This window comes from Nonomuraea polychroma (assembly GCF_004011505.1).
In the GTDB taxonomy this organism is placed as follows: Bacteria; Actinomycetota; Actinomycetes; order Streptosporangiales; family Streptosporangiaceae; genus Nonomuraea; species Nonomuraea polychroma.
This window is the reverse complement of the sequence record NZ_SAUN01000001.1, coordinates 8203160-8219936: the sequence shown is the minus strand read 5'-3', so window position 1 is coordinate 8219936 and position 16777 is coordinate 8203160. Positions and strand designations below refer to the sequence as shown.

The window sequence follows — 16777 nt, the reverse complement described above, 5'->3', positions numbered from 1 at the left end:
CGTCCGTTGCTCACGGGCGCCAGACCTCGCCGAGCAGGGTTCTGAGCCCTTGATTTACGAGCTGGACGTCGACTGCCAGCGTGAGTACCTATCCGCTCGGCGCGGCTCGCCCGTCCAGTCATCCTTGAAAAGTCGACCGTCGAGAACATCGAGGAACAGGCCCGCTTGATCTTCCTGGAAGTGGATCTTCCCCTCTCCGTCGAGCAAGGAACCGATGTCGATCGTATGAAGGTCCATGACCTTGCCCAGTCGGTTGAGGTCCAACCTGATCTCCGCTAGGCGCTCCTGCAGCCTATAGAGTCGCGCGGCAAAGGAGACTCGCTTCTTGGATGCTGCGAGCAGTGCTGTCTTGGCATCCTCGGTGATGCCGATGCTCTCCTCATCGAGGATCTTGGCGACGGTATCCACATATTTGGGAACGTCTTGCAGAACGATATGCACGTCCGTAAAAAGGGTCTTCAGGTGCTGCCCACTGAACGCGGCAAGCTGATCTGCGGTGAGGATCATGTCGATGAGATCATCGATGACCATCGCAGGGTCCGCGATCCGCTTCAAGGTGTCACCGTAGCCAAGCCATTTCAGGCCGGGCTTGAACACTTGACGTGGGTTTGTCTTACGAATGAAGTGAACCCAGGTGTCATCGGCCTGCTGCCATGCGACCGAGTAGAAGAGGGTGGGGGTGAACTCCGGAAGCTCGTGCGGATCCAGTATGTCTAGGACACCGACATCCCGGAGTGCACGAATAAGAGCAGCCGTTCGATCTTGATTGTCGTCCTCTGGCGTCAGGTCAGCCTTCTTCCCCCTAGAGGGCTTCTCTGGCTGTTCTGGTATCTCATCTAGGTCGAGTAGGAAATATTCCTCTCCCAGCTCAAGCTCGGCATTCGGCTCGTACGAGCGTGCATTACCTGCCCGTACGCGTTCCAGAGCATGCAGGGACAACTCCCAGAGTGGCTCGTGTAGATCTTCATGGATCACGACCCTCCTCGCCTCCATGTCCCGCCGCCCCTTGCGTCGTCCGAGCACCAGGTAGGGGGTGCCATCAAGAGTGATATCGCCAACTGCTCTGGGCTCATCGGGGGTCATTCCCCAATGGTGCCATATGTTGAGACAGTAACGTGCACTCCGAGCGCCACTGCTACATGTACACTTTCTCCGACTTTGACCGGTTTGCGTGATACGAGAAGGGTGTCTCGGCCATTGAGGGCAACGCGAGAGACGCGCCAGCCGAGGACGTAGAGTGTCGGATTTACGACTCCAAGATTCGATTTGAGGAAGATCACGAAGGCGGTGGCAAAGTATAGAAAGTAAGCAATCCCGTCACCCCATCCGCTAGGCAGTTCGGAAAGGAAGGGAAGGAGGTATGTCGCTAGATAGCCCGAGACCGCGTTGCCCTGATCTTCGACGTTGGTCACCTTCATGCGCGCAGTTGAGCGCTTCCGGGCGCTGCGGACCATCCTCCAGCCATCAACGGCGCCCGCTACGGCGAGGATGGACAATGAGGCAGTCCACCACCAATGCGGTGCGCTCCTGGCGGCGAAGATCCCGATGAGTGGGGCGTAGGAGACAATAAATAATCTTGCCTTGGTTCCCCAAAGCCCTTGTCCGTCCGGTCCCTCGATCATCATGAACCTACATTAGAACTTACGTACGACATTTTCGGCCGCGTCCGCCTCTTGTGTCAGAGTGCGTATTTCCGCGCCACTCACCCGTAGCATCCCAGGATCGGTCGTGTCCTCGTGCACCGTGCCTCGGGCAACCGCCAGCCGTAATGTCCTGGCCGTCGGGGACGATATGGGATGTACCGAGCGGTCCTAGGACCTGATGATCTGTTCCACCGTTCCTCCTGGGGGCGCACAGGTGCGTCGCGCAGCGGTCTCGTTGGGTTTCCCAACCGGTGAGCATGCCGCCGACCATGGCAATGGCCATCCCAGCGCGGCTGCGCGGAGTGTCCCTTGGGGTGAGCTTCTCTGACCGCGCCGGACTGGCCCACGAAACCATTGACCTGGGGAAATGCCATCAAGATCATCCCTCATATGTCCCCAGATCATGGTCCTACGGCTGCATGCGGGTGCCCTTGGCGACCTACGAGGGCATGGGAAGCAAAAGACCTGCGGCCGAAAAACCGCAGGCCAGAGGCTGAAATGCCTGGTAGAGAAGAGTGCCCCCGGCAGGATTCGAACCTGCGGCACCCGCTTTAGGAGAGCGGTGCTCTATCCCCTGAGCTACGGAGGCGGACTCCCGTAAGCCTAGCGAAAGTCTGGCACTGCGTGGGACGTAGGTCTGGGATGAGTTTGGCGGGGTGGGTTATGGGTGCTCTGAGCTGCGGTAAAGGCATGACAAGTGATCAGATTCGCTATCGACGACCGCGGATAGCGTCTGCCTGTGACCAGTAGGCGGTACAGGCAGGTGCGGCGGCGGCCCGTCGTGTTGTTCGGGGCGTTGCTGGCGCCGGCGATCCTTGCCGGGGGATTGCTGGTGGGCCAGGTGCAGGGGCTTGAGGATGGTGTCGCGTCCGCTGGCATGGCGGGTGGTGGCGGTGCGGGGAGAGGGGTGGCGTTCGGGCCGAGGCTTGTGCCTGCGCCGGCTCGTCCCGCTAGGGCGTATGAAGGAGCTGTGCCGGCGCCTGTGAGGGTGGTGGCGAAGGGGCCTCGGGGTGGGGAGCCTGAGGTCGCTCCTGAACATGGTCCGCGGCCTGGTGTTGAGGAGCCCTATACGCCTGCTCCTGTGCGGTCTTGGGGCGGGTGTCCGGGGGAGTGGGTGGACACCTGGTTGTGGGAGGTGTGCCGGGAGGAGGAGCAGGAAGGCGTGCTGGGGTTCGCTGAGAGGTTGGTGTCTGGGCTTTGAGGTCGGTGTTCCCGGGACGTGGTGTTGTACGGCCTCGCGGGAGTGAGGGGCGTTTTGGGGGTTGGGTGGTTGGTTGTGCCGGTCGAGAAGCGGGGGCTCCAGGTGATGGGCTGGGGTGACGATGTGGCTGGTTGTGGGGGGTGGCTGTACAAAGTGGGTTGTTTGTCTCATAGCAGCTCTCCGGAGTTCGGTCCAGACACTCAGAGGGCTGTAGTAACGTGCGTGCCTGACCCAGGTAACGAGTTTGCATACGGAGGAGTCGAACGTGCCAGCACCACGATCAGCGGGTCTGATCGCGGTAGTCATGGCGGTGGTGGCTTCTCTGCTGGTGCCTCCCGCAGCGGCCCAGGCTCACGTTCAGGGCCCGATGGATTGGCTGGTCCAGGGCCGGGGGTGGCGGGATCCGGGGAATCTGCGTGAGCTGAGGAAAGAAGCCGAGCGGTCTGCCAAGGAGCTCGAGGAGGCCACCAAGGCCCTTGAGAAGCGGCGGAGCACCATCGCGGCCTCCGAGAAGGAGCTCAAGAGCAAGTTGACGGCGCTGCAGGAGCTGGAGCGGCGGCTTGCGGTGATGCGGCAGCCCGTGTCGCAAATGGTGGAGTTGCTGTACGAGCAGCCGATCGCGGGCGGTGGGGTTTTCCCGTTCATGACCGAGGGAGCGGATCAGCGGACTCTGCGGGCGCTGACCGATGCCACCCAGATCGTGGCGGTACGGCAGCAGGCCGTCGAGCAGACCAGTGCGCTCTACAAGGAAGCGGAGCGGCTGGTGGCCGAGGCTCAGGAGCTTCGGGCGGGGAATCTGCTGGCGGAGGCTCAGATGGCGGCCGAAGTCGATACGTTGCGGCAGCGGTCGGACAAGATCGTGAAGTCGCTGACCGCGGCGCTGGTGAAGCTGGGTATCAAGATTGACAAGGTGGGGCGGGCGGCGCTGGGCTGTGATCCGTTGCGGGCGGCGACGGCCGGCGACTATCCCAACGGGCTCATCCCCAAGGGCATGCTCTGTCCATTGCAGCAGAAGGGGTTCAGCCTGAGGGCCGACGCCACCATCGCCTTCGTCAGCTTGAACGAGGCGTATCGCAAGCGGTTCGGGAAGCCCATGTGCGTGACCGACGCTTACCGGAGTCTGGCTGAGCAGCAGTCCATTTACTATCGGCGGCCGGGGTTCGCCGCCGTGCCGGGGCGGAGCAACCACGGGCTCGGGCTGGCTGTGGACCTGTGCGGCGGGGTGGAGAGAGCCGGTTCCGCCGAGTTCGTGTGGATGGAGAAGAACTCCAAGAAGTATGGATGGTTCCATCCGTCCTGGGCCTACAGCAGCCCGTTCGAGCCGTGGCATTGGGAGTATGACCCCAAGATGGATTCGCTTCTCTGAGCTTTCCGAGCTTTCCGAGCTTTCCCGAGCCTCACTGAATCTCGTCGCGCTTCTCATCAGACGGGGTTACTCGCCTGCTGCACAGAAGGCGCGTAGTTGGACGATTACGGGCTGCCGGAGTCCGCGATTATGGTGATCGATAGGCGGGCGTGTGCTTGGGCGGCTGCTAGTTCGGCCGCCTGGGTTGAGGTTGTGGCCAGGACGATAAGGGTGCCGTTGCTATTGCTGCTGTTCTCGTCGGCTTGACGTTGGGCTGCGGCTGTGATCACGCTTACGTCTTCTGCGATGGTGCGGGCCGGGTGGGCTTCTTCCCAGGCCGCCAGGACGTTGATCCTGGAGCCGGGGGAGAGGAGTCTTGCCGCGGCGGGGTCGGAGATGCGTACGGGGGTCGCGACCATGCCTGGTGGCAGGCGATAGGAGTCCAGGAGGCGGGCGTCTGTCAAGGGCTCGCCTCTGCGCATGGGAGAAGTCAGGTAGCGGCCGGCGGCGGCTGTGGTCGTGCGTACGGCGCCGTCTGGCGGGTGGTTGAGGGGGACGGGGCGGAGGTCCGAGGGGGTCAGCGGGCCGGGGGGCAGGTCGCGGGTCGCCACCAGGACCGTGGTGGGCGGTGGGGACGGGCGGGTGGCGATGTAGGCGGAGATGACGGCTATGGCGGCTAGCGTCGCCGCCACGAGGCGGCGGCGACGGCCGTAGCGACTCAGCCAGGATTGGATCACGGTAGGTCGAAGGGGAGCTTGAGTCCGTCCAGCGCCGAGCCACAGGGGCAGGTGCGCTCTGCGGGCAGGGCTTCTACGGTGTCGGCCACCAGAGTGCGCATGCGGGTGACGTTTTGGGCGAAGAACTCCAGGACCTCGTCATGCGTCACGCCCTGGCCCGCCTCCACCCCGGCGTCGTGGTCGGTCACCAGGCAGAGCGACGTGTAGCACAGAGCCAGCTCGCGGGCCAGGACCGCCTCGGGGAAGCCTGTCATTCCGACGATCGACCAGCCGTTGCCCGCGAACCACTGGGACTCCGCCCTGGTGGAGAACCGTGGGCCTTCGATCACCACGAGCGTGCCGCCGTCGACGGTCTGCCAATCGCCCGATTGGGCCGTTCGTACGGCCACCGCTCGGCCCGACGGGCAGTAGGGGTCGGCGAAAGAGACGTGGACTGCGCCGTCGATGTCGTAATAGGTCTGGACCCGTCCTGAGGTGCGGTCCACCAGTTGGTCCGGGATGACCATGGCGCCCGGGCCGTACTCGGCTTGCAAGGACCCTACGGCGCTCGGCGCTAGCACCTGGCGGACGCCCAGGGAGCGCAGGGCCCAGAGGTTGGCCCGATAGGGGATGCGGTGCGGGGGGAAACGGTGATCGCGGCCGTGCCGGGGAATGAAGGCGACGGAGCGCGAGCCGATGCGTCCGATCGTGACGACGTCGCTCGGTGGACCGTAGGGGGTGGTCAGCTCCATCTCCTCGGCGTCGTCGAGGAGTGAGTAAAAGCCTGAGCCACCGATGACACCTATGTCTGCGCGAATGACCATGGCGCCGAGAGTAGTCGGATCGGCGATGATCGAGAATGGGCCGAATGTCGTTCTGTGGATAAAAGCCGGCTCATTCGCGAACGGTAAGACCTACTGCCACACGACGTCGTCCAGGAAGGTCTCGATGGCCGTCAGCACCTGACCGAGCACGTCGGCGGTGTCGCGTAGCGGTCCAGGCACCATCATGCCGTGGTTGGCATCAGCGACCTCGAGGACGTGCGGCGTCAGCTCGCGTGCGAGGGCCCCGTCCCAGTACCCATCCGCGGTGCCGCCAATGAGGAGGAACGGTTGCGTGGCGCGGCTCAGGGCCTCCGCGCACGCGGGTTTCGTGAGCAGGGGCGTCAGCCAGACGGCCGGAAGGGCACGCGCGGCCGCCACGCCGGCCCCGTACGAGCCGAGTGACTTGCCGATCAGCAGGGGCGTCACCGCGGGCAGCTTCTCCACGACGGACGTCACCTGATCGTGGACCCAGTCCCAGCTCTCCACGACGGGGCGGTCGTCCGGTGGCGTCCACGAGATCAGCTCAAGGTCCGCGCCACGGCGGACTGCGGCAGCGCTCGCGTACGCCAGCAGGCCTGCCTGCGGGCCGTAGTTGCCGCCGGGGATGACGACCGCGTGCCGGTGTGATCCGCCTCCCATGGGGCGAACGCTAGCTCAAACCAGGGCGCACCGAACACCCGGTGCGCCCGAGGGCTCAGCTGGAGGCGGCGGCGGGTGCCGCGGCCGGGGTGGAGGAGCTGGAGGAGTCCGAGGAGGAGGACTTGCTCTCCGAAGACTTCGACGATCCGTCGGAAGACGACCCGTTGGAGGACGACGAAGACGAAGAAGAGGACGACGTGCGGTTGTCGGTCCGGTAGAAGCCGGAGCCCTTGAACACGATGCCGACCGCGGAGAACACCTTCCGCAGGTTACCCTGGCAGCTCGGGCACACCGTCAACGCGTCGTCGCTGAACTTCTGAACGACCTCGAGCTGCTCACCGCAGTCGTTACAGGCGTACTGGTAAGTCGGCACGCGGCTCCTCCTTCAGAATTTGGCACTCGAGCGTTGCGACTGCTAATGGTAACCGATCCGGTCAAATAGCTATTCCAACCCCCGCTCCCCGTACCAACCAGCGAGCTTGCCGCTGCGGCTGACCGCGCGCAAGCGGCGTTCGACCTGGTCGCGGCAGGCGGCGGTGGTGACGATGAGGAGCTGGTCGTCCGCTCTGACCCGGGTGGTGCTGGTGGGCACGAACGATTTGCCGTCGCGCACGATCAAGGTCACCTGGGCGCCCGCGGGGAAGCGCAGCTCGAAGATCTCCACGCCGTGCAGGCGTGACCCGGGCGGCACGCGTACCTGCAGCAGGTCCGCCTTGAGCTCCTCCAGCGGCGCCGCCTCCACCGCGAGGTCGTGTGCCTCGCCTGGAGCGGCGACTCTGAGCAGCCGGGCCACGAACGGCAGCGTCGGGCCCTGGAGCAGGGTGAACACGATGACGATCACGAAGACCTGGTTGAAGATCTCCTTGGAGCCCTCGACGCCGGCCGCCCAGGGAATGGTGGCGAGCACGATCGGGATCGCGCCCCGCAGCCCTGCCCACGACAGGAACGCCTGCTCGCGCCAGTTCGCCCAGCCTTGCCGCAACGCCCACGACAGCAGGGAGCTCACCAGCACGGAGAGCGGGCGGGCCAGGAGCACCAGGACGGTGCCGGTGATCAGGCCGGGTATGACGGCCGACGGCATCTCCTTGGGGCTGGCCAGCAGTCCCAGCATGACGAACAGCCCGATCTGGGCCAGCCACGCGGCGCCCTCCGCGAAGCCCCTGGTCGCCGCCCGGTGCGGCAGCCGCGAGTTGCCCAGGATGAGCGCCGACAGGTAAACGGCCAGGAAGCCGGAGCCGTGCAGCAACACGGCACCGCCGTACGAGACGAAGGTGAGCGCGAGCACGGCGATCGGGTAGAGGCCGGAGGCGGGGAGCGCGACGCGGCGCAGTGCGTACGCGCCGGCCGGGCCGATCGCGAGGCCGACCGCCGCGCCGATGATCAGCTCGACGGAGGTCTCCAGAAGGAACGTTCCGACCGTCGGCGACGAGTTCGCCGCCCCGCTGAGCAGCACCACGGCGATCACGGTCGGCGCGTCGTTGAAGCCCGACTCCGCCTCCAGGACGCCGGCCAGCCGCGGCGGCAGCGGCAGTCGCCGCAGGACGGAGAAGACGGCCGCCGCGTCCGTGGAGGCCAGCACCGCGCCGAGGATCAGCGCCGCGTTCGGGGGGAGCCCGAGCAGTCCCAGTGCGGTCAGTGCCACCACGACGATGCTGACCGTCACGCCCACGGTCGCCAGCACCAGGGCCAAGGGGACCGAACGCCGCACATGGGACCAGTTGGTGGTGAGCCCGCCCTCGGCCAGGATGACGGCCAGTGCGGTGAGGCCGATTTCCCGCGCCACGTGTGGGTTGTCGAAGAGGATCCCGAAGCCGGATTCTCCCAGCAGCACACCGAAGCCCAGGAACACCAAGAGGCTGGGCAGGCCCATACGATGCGCGATGCGTACGGACGCGATGGCCGCGATGACAATGACAGCACCGATAAGGAGCCAGACATCAAGCGTCATCTGGCCCCCTCTCGTACTTTCGTTCACATAAGACTAGTGAGTCCCGCCGGTGTCATGGCATATCGGACTCGTCGATCGTGCGGCTCCGCGGGGATGCCGTCGATCAACTCGCCGTCATGCAGCAGGGCCACCGTGGGAACGTTCGGGCCGACCCTGGCCAGGGCACGATCGTACGAGCCGCCGCCGCGGCCGAGCCGCACCCCCGTACGCCGGTCGACTGCCAGTGCGGGCACGATCACCAGGGCGGCCGTGCGGATGGCGTCGACGCCGCGGCGTGTGTCGATGGGCTCCATGATCCCGAAGCGACCCGGTGCGAGCGTGTCTGGTCCGTCGTAAACTGCCCAATCCAGGTCATAGTCCTCGCGGAGCACGGGAAGGATCACCGTGGCGCCGTGTTTCCAGAGAGCGAACACGAGCCCGTGCGTTTCCGGCTCCACCCCCGTCGACCAGTAGCAGGCCACCAGACCGGCCATCTGAACCCACGGCTGCTCCAGCAGCGTTTCGCGGACCTTGATGGCGTTTGCCCGCAACTGCTCGGGGGAGAGTGAGCTACGCGCCGCGTTCAGCTCGCGGCGCAGGTTGAGCTTGTCCACAGGTCCCTCCACTAGGGTCTACTCATGGCTGACTTCGACCCTGTGACGAAAGCCGTCGTGCCCGCCGCGGGTCTGGGCACCCGGTTCCTCCCGGCGACCAAGGCGACACCCAAGGAGATGTTGCCCATCGTCGACAAGCCCGCGATCCAGTATGTCGTCGAGGAGGCCGCCTCCGCCGGGCTGCTCGACGTGCTCATGGTCACCGGCAAGAACAAACGCTCCATCGAGGACCATTTCGACCGCGCGTTCGAGCTGGAGGAGGCCCTCGAGGCCAAGGGCGACGAGCACCGGTTGTCCCAGGTGCGCGAGCCGGCCTCGCTGGCGACGCTCCACTACGTCCGGCAGGGCGAGCCGAAGGGGCTCGGCCACGCGGTGTTGTGCGCCAAGCAGCACGTCGGCGACCATCCCTTCGCCTGCCTGCTCGGCGACGACCTGATCGACCGGCGCGACGCGCTGCTCAAACGCATGATAGAGGTACGCGACACGTTCGGCGGCAGTGTGATCGCGCTGATGGAGGTGCCCAAGGAACAGGTCTCGCTGTACGGCGTCGCGACCATCGAGGCCACCTCCGAGGATGACGTCGTGCGGGTGACCGATCTGGTGGAGAAGCCGCCGGTCGACGAGGCGCCGTCCAATTGGGCCATCATCGGGCGTTATGTGATCGATCCTGCGGTGTTCGAGGTGCTGGAGAACACTCCGCCTGGGCGCGGGGGCGAGATCCAGCTCACCGACGCGCTGCGCACGCTCGCCGGTCGCGGGTCCGGCGAGGGCGGGCCGGTGCACGGGGTGTTGTTCAGGGGGCGGCGGTACGACACGGGAGACAAGCTCGACTACTTGCGGACCGTGGTGAAGTTCGCGGCGGATCGGGAGGATCTGGCGGGGGAGTTCGTGCCGTGGTTGCGGGAGTTCCTCGATGAAATCGGTTGACGCGCATCTGGCCGAGATCCTGGCCACCGTGCGTCCTCTGGCGCCGCTGGAGCTCGAGCTGGAGCAGGCGCTGGGGGCCACGCTGGCCGAGGAGGTGTCGTCGCCGGTGCCGCTGCCGCCGTTCGACAACTCGGCCATGGATGGCTATGCCGTCCGGGCTTCGGACGTTTCCGAAATTCCGGTTACGTTGCCGGTGATCGACGACGTGGCGGCCGGGTCCGTCGAGCTGCGGGCCGTGGGGCCGGGGCACGCCGTACGCATCATGACCGGGGCTCCCGTTCCGGCCGGCGCCGATGCCGTGGTGCCGGTCGAGTGGACGAACGGAGGGACGGTCTCCGTGACGATCGACCGTCCCGTCCAGAAAGGCAATGCGATCCGCCGGGCGGGCGAAGACGTCCAGGCCGGTGATGTCGTGCTCAAGCCCGGCACGGTGATCGGCGCGGCGCAGCTGGGGATCATCGCCGGGGTGGGACGGCGGCGTGTGTGGGCGCGGCCGCGGCCTCGGGTCGTCGTCATCTCCACGGGCGCCGAGCTGGTGGAGCCGGGCGGGCAGCTCGCTCCCGGACAGATCTGGGATTCCAACAGCTTCACGTTGACGGCCGCGGTGCGGGAGGCGGGCGCTGAGGGCTTCCGTGCGGGCTCCGTGGGGGACGATCCCGCGGTTCTGCTCGACCGGCTCGACACGCACCTGGTGCGGGCCGATGCGATCATCACCAGCGGCGGGGTCTCGATGGGGGCTTACGAGCCGGTCAAGGAGGCTCTGTCGCCGCTGGGCACCGTACGTTTCGAGAAGGTCGCCATGCAGCCGGGGATGCCGCAGGGGTTCGGCGTCCTGGGAGAGGACCAGGTGCCGATCTTCGCCCTGCCCGGCAATCCGGTGTCGTCTTACGTCTCTTTCATGCTGTTCGTACGCCCTGCGCTCGACAAGATGCGCGGGCTGCCCGGCGGCCTGCCGGAGGCGGTGACCGCGTACGTCACGAGTGCGCTGCGCTCGCCCGCGGGGCGGCGGTCGTACCTGAGGGGCGTGCTCGCCTCTGACGGCACCGTCTCGCCGGTGCACGGGCAGGGCTCCCACCAGCTGGCCGCCCTGGCCTCCGCGAACGCGCTGATCGTGGTGCCCGAGGACGTGACCGAGGTCCCCGGCGGCGCCGAGGTGGAGGTGATCCGGCTGTGAGCGAACTGACACATATTGACGAGACGGGTGCCGCGCGCATGGTGGACGTGTCCGCCAAGGACGTATCCGCGCGTAGTGCCGTGGCCACCGGGCGGGTGCTGCTGTCGGCCGAGGTGGTCGCGCTGCTGCGGTCGGGGGAGGTGCCCAAGGGCGACGCGCTCGGGGTGGCGCGCATCGCGGGGATCATGGGGGCGAAGCGTACGCCCGACCTGATCCCGCTCTGCCATCCGATCGCGTTGCACGGGGTGAAGGTCACGCTGGACGTCGAGGACTGGGGCGTGGCGATCACCTGCCGGGTGAAGACGGCCGACCGCACCGGTGTGGAGATGGAGGCGCTGACGGCGGTCTCGGTGGCGGCGCTCGCCCTGATCGACATGGTCAAGGCAGTGGATCCGGCCGCGGTGATCACCGATGTGCGGGTGGAGGAGAAGCTCGGCGGGAAGACCGGCCGCTGGACGAGGGAGCCGGAGGGCTGATGCGGGCACTGGTGATCACCGTGTCGAACCGGGCGTCCGCCGGGGTTTATGCGGATAAATCAGGACCGTTGCTGGTCGAGCTGCTCCGCGACGACGCCGGGTGCGAGACCGTCGACGGCCCACTGGTGGTGCCGGACGGCGAGCCGGTCGAGGCGGCGCTGCGCAAGGGGCTGGCGGACGGCTACGACGTCATCGTGACCACCGGGGGCACCGGACTGACGCCGATGGACCTGACGCCGGAAGTGACCGCCCGGGTGATTTCCCGCGAAATTCCCGGCATCGCCGAAGCGATCAGGATGGCGAACCGGGACAAGGTGCCGGCATCCGTCCTGTCCCGCGGACTGGCTGGGCAGGCAGGCGACACGTTGATCGTGAATTTGCCCGGATCATCCGGTGGCGTACGCGATGGCGTGGCCGTACTCGCCCCGATCCTGCGGCACGCGGTCGACCAGATCCGGGGCGGCGATCACCCACGCTGACGGGGATTCGGAAACGCGCGTGGCGGCATCATGCCCGATGGGGGGATGATGAGAGATGTGGATCGACTTCGTGGCTGGCCGGTGGCCCTCAACGAAGGCCCGGTAGGCCTCCGGCCGCTGCGGCTGAGCGACGTACGCGTGTGGCGTGAGACCAGGCTGCGCAATGCGGACTGGCTGCGCCCTTGGGAGCCGAGCAATCCTGAGACACCGCTGTTCAGGACCGGGCTCGGCCCCTACATCTCTATGGTCGGCACCCTGCGGCGCGAGGCCAGGCAAGGGCTGGCGCTGCCGTGGGTGGTCACGTACGAGGGGCGCTTCGCGGGGCAGCTGACCGTGGGCGCCATCGTGTGGGGATCTGCCCGTTCCGCCCAGGTCGGATACTGGATCGACGGTTCCCTGGCCGGCCGCGGGATCACCCCCACAGCCCTCGCCATGGCCGTCGACCATTGCTTCTTCACCACCGGATTGCATCGTCTGGAGGCGAACATCCGCCCCGAGAACCAAGCCAGCCGTAGGGTGGTTGAGAAACTCGGATTCAGGGAAGAAGGCATTCGGCGTCGCCAACTCCACATTGACGGAGCCTGGCGCGACCACATTTGCTACGCGTTGACCGTCGAGGACGTGCCCGGCGGGCTGCTCGTACAGTGGCGTCGCGCCCGCGAGTCGGCCGCTCGCGGGGGGTCTCCCGTCGAAGAGGTTTGACGATCTCGCGACACACCGCACCGAATGCTCGTCAATCAGAACACGCGGTCTTACGGTGCGTGACGTGAGCAGATTGAAGACGCAACGAAGTCACACGCGTCTTCGTGCTGCCCGGAGGTGGTCGTGAGCAGCGTCCTCCTCTATCTCGCCATCGTCGTGATGTGGTTGTGCGTCCTCATTCCGATGTGGTTGCGCAAGGACAAGACGAACCTCGCCGAGCTGGCCGAGCTCGAGGAGTACTACACCGGTGAGCACCCGCTGCCCGATCTCGACAACCTGGAGCCGTCGAGCTCCTCGGAGGGCTCCGATGAGGACGACGGCGCGCCGCCGGAGGTCGAGAAGGTCGACGTGCGCCAGTTCCGCCTGCGGCGCCGCGCCATCATCGTCGCCCGCCGACGCCGGCTGCTGTTCTTCACCGCGCTGCTGGTGCTCGCCTCGGTCATCACGGCCGCGGTCCAGATGATCCCGTGGTGGGGGGTGGCGCCGTCCGTCGTCATCATGCTGGCGTACATGGGCTTCCTGCGGGTCGCCGTAAGCGTGGACAGGGAACGCCGGGAACGCGCCCGCCAGGCGCGCGCCGAGCGGCTCCGGCGGGCACGCCGGCGCCGCCAGGTCGTCGAAGAACCGCCGGCCGAGGTGATCGACCTCACGTCGCTGCACGGGGACGTCCTGTTCGACCAGTACGCGGAGCCGCCCAAGCGGGCGGTGGGGGATTGATCGGTGGCGCGAGGACCCTCAAAGGTTTGCTAATCTGGTCGAGTCCTTGGGGATGTAGCGCAGTCCGGTAGCGCACTTCGTTCGCATCGAAGGGGTCAGGGGTTCGAATCCCCTCATCTCCACCCAGGGCCGTTCTTGAAACGGCTGGACTGAGGTTGACGGGATCCCGTCTGATCATCGAGATCAGGCGGGATCTTGTCGTTTCAGGCGTTTCCGAATCGGGTTGGGTGCGGCTCTCCTGAAGTGAGCCTGTCGGTCAGGTTGTGAGGGCGTATCCGTCCTGGTAGCGGGTTTGGTGGACACGGTCGTGTTGTTGGGCGAGGTGGTAGCGCCAGTAATCGTCGAGATGACCGTTGGCGGTCAGCGCGCGGAGCTTCAACACCGCTTCGGCTCCGGCTAGGCCCCATCTGGCTCCGGCCAGGTCGAATCTGTCGGCGATCAGATGCCGGCAGGCGCCTTCGATCACGCCGGTCGCGATCGGCCATCCCGCTTCGAGTGCTTGGTCGTAGCGCAGGTGTTCGGCGTTGTTGGTCAGGTAGCGGATGCAGGCGTCGATGCCGTCGCGGCGCCGGGAGGGTAAGGCGGTGGCTTGGGCGGTCAAAGCCGTGACGACATGGTCGGTGTGCCCGGCCAGCAGCGCCAGGGCGTGGGCGGCGACCCAGTCCTCGGCGGCCGGAGCGGCGGGCGGGTGCAGGCTCCAGGCCGCGGCCCACAACTTTTCGATCACATGGACGAAGTCGATGACGATGTGCACGGCTATGCCGCGGCGGGCGGCCTCGGCGGCAATCAGATCGAGCTGGTGCCGGGCTCCGTCGACGAGCACGACCCAGGGACGGGCATAGGCAGGGTCGCGGGCTTCGGCATGGTCGAAGACCTTGGCGATCACCGTACCGGGGCCGGTGATGATGGAGCCGCACAGCCACTTGCGCTCCGCGCGTGGCCTGGGCCGCAGCCGGCGCTGCCCGCCGCGTCCGCCGGGGACGGCGATCACATCATGGGGGCGCCGGGCGGCGGGGTCGGCGTCGTAGACCACGCCGAGGGTGGCCATCCGTTTGCGTGCAGGCTTCTCCCTCGAGGCCAGCCGGGTGCGGAAGGTCGCCCTGGCGCGGGCGGCGGCCTTGGCGGTCGCGGGCCGCAGCGCCTCGGGGCGCATCGCGATGCCCTTGGCGTCCACGCTGATCGCCAGCACCGTGCAGGCGGTGCACGGCAGCAGAGTCTGCGCGGCGTAGAAGGCGTCAACGTCGGCCGCCGCCCCGGCCACGAGCTGCTCGATCTGCCGTTTGCCGATCACCTGGCCGCAGCGCGCGGTGATCGCCGCGTGGGCGGTGTCGAACGAGCCACGCACTGCTTCGATCACCGCCAGTTTCGCCAGCCCGGCCGAGTGCCGCACCGCCGGCAACGACAGCACCGCGTCCGCCGGATAGAGGTTGCCGACGTTCGGGGCGCGCCAGGCGCATCGCGTGACCCTCACCGTTCCCACCACAGTGGCCAGCAGACGGTGATGCCCCATCGCCACCCGCCCTCGCACCACGCCGTCGGCCCCGGTCACCGTCAAGGCCGACCTGTCATGTCGGGTGCGGTGCACCTGCTGCCGCTCGCGCAACGCCCGCAGGTCAAGGTGCGCCTGCAGCAGCTGGCGTTGCAGCTCACGCCCCTGCTCGACGATCGTGTCCTCCAGCTGATCATGCGTCAGCGACGCGCTGCGCAGCGGTGAGCTGTCCGATCAGACAGTTGAACGTGTTCCTCGCCTCCGCAAAGACGTCAGCGGTGACGTCTGTGTCGTACGGTGCCTGCACAGGGCTCTTCTTTCATTCGGGCGCGATTTGGTTGGCACCTTCGAACCTGACGACGGAAGAGCCCCGCCACAATCACCTGCCCGGTGACGAGGTAGACGACGGAGCGATGCCGTCGACTCACCCTCCATCGACCTGCCCGGCCACCTCGCGCGCCACCGATTCGGTCACCGTGAACAGCCCCGGTCCCTCTTCCCGCGCCCACCCGCGTTCCACCAGCCGCTTGAGCTTGGACCGCAACCCTTCCCGCTTGGCGGCCTCATCCGGCAACCCCATCGCCACCGCGATCTGCCCGGCCCGCAACGCTCTACCGGCCTCAACCATGATCTCCACGGCGTCCCGGTACGCACGCGGCAACACCGCCACCGTCATGCCCGCCTGCCACGGCGGCACCGTCACCACCCCCATCGTCGACGGCTGCACCTGCACCGATGCGGCCACGCCGGCCGCATCGACGACCTCGGCGTCGCGGGCGGGCTCGTGGACCAGCTGGGCTGCATCGCCCAAGATCTCCTCCACCGTCTCCCGCGTGATCACCAGGCGTGACAACCGGCCCTGCTCGGCCTCCAGTTGTGACTCCAACGCGGCGATCTGCTCCCGGATCCCCTCGATCCGCTGCCGGGCCACAGCCTCCCGCCGCGCCAACTCCTCCAGCAACGAACCCACCGTCACCACCGCCTTACACGCCTGCACCCACGGTAGAAGGCGGTTCCCCGATCAAACAGTCGTGATCACAAAAGCCCAGCTCAGACACTCGCTGAGGACGAAGTACATGCATACCGGACACGCCCCGGAGGACGCCGAGAACATCGAGAGGGTGGGCAGGATTCGCGGGATCTCCCCGCAAGGTTGGCCACCGCAAGGCTTCTTGTCCTGGTTGACCGATATTGGCGGCGCCAACTAACGTCTAGTTTCGATTTGTGATCTTGAGGCAGGACGGCTGAGGCTGACGCCTTGACGTTGAAGGGTGCTCCTGGGATGTATGAGGGCAATCGCTTGGTGCTTCGCTACATCCCTGGCGTGGAGCAGGCGACAAAGCTGGCGGTGGCCGCGGACTGGACCCTGCTGTGGGACAACGCCGGTAAGCCTTACCGGCGGCACACCCACGAACAAGAGTGGGGCGTTCGCCGTGGCCTTCACGTCAGGCTGTTGTCTGACGAATTGAGCGATATGTGCGCCCTCTCGGTTCTAATGGAAGACCGAGCGGCCGGAGCCGAGTTTGAGAGGCTCCTCATCGAACACCTCAACCCGCTTACGCGCCAAGAACTGTTGGAGCCCATCATCTCGCGGATCGACCCGAGCGAGCGAATGATGAGGCTGATGCGTCTCGTCCTGGGGGCGCCCGCATACTACGACCAAGAGTTCTACGAGCCGATAGCTCAACTGGCCGAGGACCCTGACCCACGCGTGCGCGACGCCGTGGTGCTCGCCTGCGGATATCTCGAGTGGTTCCAACTGCGTGCCATTCTACGACGCATGGCTGACCAAGATCCACACCCTGAGGTGCGGCGAGACGCCATGAACACGCTGGTCATGCGCGACAACACCAACGTCCCTCCAGTCCACCCTTGAATGGACGTTGACCGTGGCGAGTTCGTGG

The 16777-nt window shown here is 66.5% G+C and carries 17 protein-coding genes, 2 tRNA genes and 2 pseudogenes; 10 read left to right on the top strand and 11 right to left on the bottom strand.

From position 1 onward, the window contains the following. Positions 1–54: 54 nt before the first annotated feature. The 3 genes from EDD27_RS37525 to EDD27_RS37515 all read right to left on the bottom strand — a co-directional run bounded on the left by EDD27_RS37525 (position 55) and on the right by EDD27_RS37515 (position 2232). Complete coding sequence (locus tag EDD27_RS37525) at positions 55–1083, bottom strand: hypothetical protein (RefSeq protein ID WP_127936607.1); 1029 nt, start codon at positions 1081–1083, stop codon at positions 55–57. Next, the gene (locus tag EDD27_RS37520) at positions 1080–1625 is read right to left on the bottom strand and encodes a hypothetical protein (RefSeq protein ID WP_127936606.1); all 546 of its coding nucleotides are present in this window, start codon (positions 1623–1625) and stop codon (positions 1080–1082) included. The genes EDD27_RS37525 and EDD27_RS37520 overlap by 4 nt, the downstream gene beginning before the upstream one ends. A 534-nt stretch (positions 1626–2159) precedes the next feature. Beyond that, positions 2160–2232: transfer RNA gene (locus EDD27_RS37515), tRNA-Arg, on the bottom strand. A 916-nt stretch (positions 2233–3148) separates the two neighbouring features. Between EDD27_RS37515 and EDD27_RS37510 the strand changes: the two genes are divergently transcribed. After that, a complete protein-coding gene (locus tag EDD27_RS37510; RefSeq protein WP_127936605.1) occupies positions 3149–4210 on the top strand; it encodes a M15 family metallopeptidase in 1062 nt (353 codons plus the stop codon). Between the two features lie 104 nt (positions 4211–4314). Here EDD27_RS37510 and cpaB read toward each other — a convergent pair whose 3' ends face one another. The 3 genes from cpaB to EDD27_RS37495 all read right to left on the bottom strand — a co-directional run bounded on the left by cpaB (position 4315) and on the right by EDD27_RS37495 (position 6368). Next, entirely contained in the window at positions 4315–4926 is a 612-nt protein-coding gene (gene cpaB / locus EDD27_RS37505; protein ID WP_127936604.1) for a Flp pilus assembly protein CpaB, read from the bottom strand. Then, complete coding sequence (locus tag EDD27_RS37500) at positions 4923–5729, bottom strand: S-methyl-5'-thioadenosine phosphorylase (RefSeq protein WP_127936603.1); 807 nt, start codon at positions 5727–5729, stop codon at positions 4923–4925. Before EDD27_RS37500 ends, cpaB begins: the two co-directional genes overlap by 4 nt. Positions 5730–5819: 90 nt before the next feature. Beyond that, a complete protein-coding gene (locus tag EDD27_RS37495; protein ID WP_127936602.1) occupies positions 5820–6368 on the bottom strand; it encodes an alpha/beta hydrolase in 549 nt (182 codons plus the stop codon). A 41-nt stretch (positions 6369–6409) separates the two neighbouring features. Here EDD27_RS37495 and EDD27_RS58955 point away from each other — a divergent pair, with 41 nt between their 5' ends. Then, a complete protein-coding gene (locus EDD27_RS58955) occupies positions 6410–6586 on the top strand; it encodes a hypothetical protein (RefSeq protein ID WP_421917407.1) in 177 nt (58 codons plus the stop codon). A gap of 62 nt (positions 6587–6648) precedes the next feature. On the opposite strand, the pseudogene EDD27_RS58950 reads toward EDD27_RS58955, so the two are convergent. The 3 genes and pseudogenes from EDD27_RS58950 to EDD27_RS37480 all read right to left on the bottom strand — a co-directional run. After that, a pseudogene (locus EDD27_RS58950) lies at positions 6649–6741 on the bottom strand (FmdB family zinc ribbon protein); the annotation flags it as partial. A gap of 69 nt (positions 6742–6810) precedes the next feature. Beyond that, on the bottom strand, positions 6811–8316 hold the full coding sequence (locus tag EDD27_RS37485; RefSeq protein ID WP_127936600.1) for a potassium/proton antiporter: 1506 nt from the start codon (positions 8314–8316) through the stop codon (positions 6811–6813). A gap of 23 nt (positions 8317–8339) precedes the next feature. Then, positions 8340–8909, bottom strand: coding sequence for a 5-formyltetrahydrofolate cyclo-ligase (locus EDD27_RS37480; protein ID WP_164903966.1), 570 nt, complete (start codon positions 8907–8909; stop codon positions 8340–8342). A gap of 24 nt (positions 8910–8933) precedes the next feature. On the opposite strand from EDD27_RS37480, the gene galU reads away from it, so the two are divergent. The 7 genes from galU (at position 8934) to EDD27_RS37445 (ending at position 13506) form a co-directional block, all read left to right on the top strand. Beyond that, positions 8934–9836, top strand: a complete 903-nt coding sequence (gene galU, locus EDD27_RS37475) for a UTP--glucose-1-phosphate uridylyltransferase GalU (RefSeq protein ID WP_127936598.1) — start codon at positions 8934–8936, stop codon at positions 9834–9836. Further along, a complete protein-coding gene (glp, locus tag EDD27_RS37470; RefSeq protein WP_127936597.1) occupies positions 9823–11010 on the top strand; it encodes a molybdotransferase-like divisome protein Glp in 1188 nt (395 codons plus the stop codon). Before galU ends, glp begins: the two co-directional genes overlap by 14 nt. Then, complete coding sequence (moaC, locus tag EDD27_RS37465; protein WP_127936596.1) at positions 11007–11486, top strand: cyclic pyranopterin monophosphate synthase MoaC; 480 nt, start codon at positions 11007–11009, stop codon at positions 11484–11486. Before glp ends, moaC begins: the two co-directional genes overlap by 4 nt. Continuing rightward, positions 11486–11965 carry a MogA/MoaB family molybdenum cofactor biosynthesis protein gene (locus tag EDD27_RS37460; protein ID WP_127936595.1) on the top strand — a complete coding sequence of 160 codons (480 nt, stop codon included), beginning with the start codon at positions 11486–11488 and terminating at the stop codon, positions 11963–11965. Before moaC ends, EDD27_RS37460 begins: the two co-directional genes overlap by 1 nt. Before the next feature lie 48 nt (positions 11966–12013). Beyond that, positions 12014–12667, top strand: a complete 654-nt coding sequence (locus EDD27_RS37455; RefSeq protein WP_127936594.1) for a GNAT family N-acetyltransferase — start codon at positions 12014–12016, stop codon at positions 12665–12667. Positions 12668–12790: 123 nt separating this feature from the next. Then, positions 12791–13384, top strand: coding sequence for a divisome protein SepX/GlpR (gene sepX / locus EDD27_RS37450; RefSeq protein ID WP_127936593.1), 594 nt, complete (start codon positions 12791–12793; stop codon positions 13382–13384). 48 nt (positions 13385–13432) lie between these two features. After that, a tRNA-Ala gene (locus tag EDD27_RS37445) sits at positions 13433–13506 on the top strand. A gap of 134 nt (positions 13507–13640) precedes the next feature. On the opposite strand, the pseudogene EDD27_RS37440 reads toward EDD27_RS37445, so the two are convergent. Together EDD27_RS37440 and EDD27_RS37435 are read right to left on the bottom strand one after the other, a co-directional pair. Next, a pseudogene (locus tag EDD27_RS37440) lies at positions 13641–15180 on the bottom strand (ISKra4 family transposase). A 117-nt stretch (positions 15181–15297) separates the two neighbouring features. After that, positions 15298–15843 (bottom strand): ATP-binding cassette domain-containing protein, encoded by a 546-nt coding sequence (locus tag EDD27_RS37435; protein WP_127936592.1) that lies wholly within the window; start codon positions 15841–15843, stop codon positions 15298–15300. A gap of 312 nt (positions 15844–16155) precedes the next feature. On the opposite strand from EDD27_RS37435, the gene EDD27_RS37430 reads away from it, so the two are divergent. Further along, positions 16156–16749 (top strand): HEAT repeat domain-containing protein, encoded by a 594-nt coding sequence (locus EDD27_RS37430; RefSeq protein WP_127936591.1) that lies wholly within the window; start codon positions 16156–16158, stop codon positions 16747–16749. Positions 16750–16777: the final 28 nt, after the last annotated feature.

What these genes read in the sequence shown, in the direction of transcription:
- EDD27_RS37525 (WP_127936607.1), bottom strand. Translation starts at nt 1,083, where the DNA reads ATGACCCCCGATGAGCCCAGAGCAGTTGGCGATATCACTCTTGATGGC.
- EDD27_RS37520 (WP_127936606.1), bottom strand. Translation starts at nt 1,625, where the DNA reads ATGATGATCGAGGGACCGGACGGACAAGGGCTTTGGGGAACCAAGGCA.
- EDD27_RS37510 (WP_127936605.1), top strand. Translation starts at nt 3,149, where the DNA reads ATGGCGGTGGTGGCTTCTCTGCTGGTGCCTCCCGCAGCGGCCCAGGCT.
- EDD27_RS37500 (WP_127936603.1), bottom strand. Translation starts at nt 5,729, where the DNA reads ATGGTCATTCGCGCAGACATAGGTGTCATCGGTGGCTCAGGCTTTTAC.
- EDD27_RS37495 (WP_127936602.1), bottom strand. Translation starts at nt 6,368, where the DNA reads ATGGGAGGCGGATCACACCGGCACGCGGTCGTCATCCCCGGCGGCAAC.
- EDD27_RS37485 (WP_127936600.1), bottom strand. Translation starts at nt 8,316, where the DNA reads ATGACGCTTGATGTCTGGCTCCTTATCGGTGCTGTCATTGTCATCGCG.
- galU (WP_127936598.1), top strand. Translation starts at nt 8,934, where the DNA reads ATGGCTGACTTCGACCCTGTGACGAAAGCCGTCGTGCCCGCCGCGGGT.
- glp (WP_127936597.1), top strand. Translation starts at nt 9,823, where the DNA reads ATGAAATCGGTTGACGCGCATCTGGCCGAGATCCTGGCCACCGTGCGT.
- EDD27_RS37460 (WP_127936595.1), top strand. Translation starts at nt 11,486, where the DNA reads ATGCGGGCACTGGTGATCACCGTGTCGAACCGGGCGTCCGCCGGGGTT.
- EDD27_RS37455 (WP_127936594.1), top strand. Translation starts at nt 12,014, where the DNA reads ATGAGAGATGTGGATCGACTTCGTGGCTGGCCGGTGGCCCTCAACGAA.
- EDD27_RS37430 (WP_127936591.1), top strand. Translation starts at nt 16,156, where the DNA reads ATGTATGAGGGCAATCGCTTGGTGCTTCGCTACATCCCTGGCGTGGAG.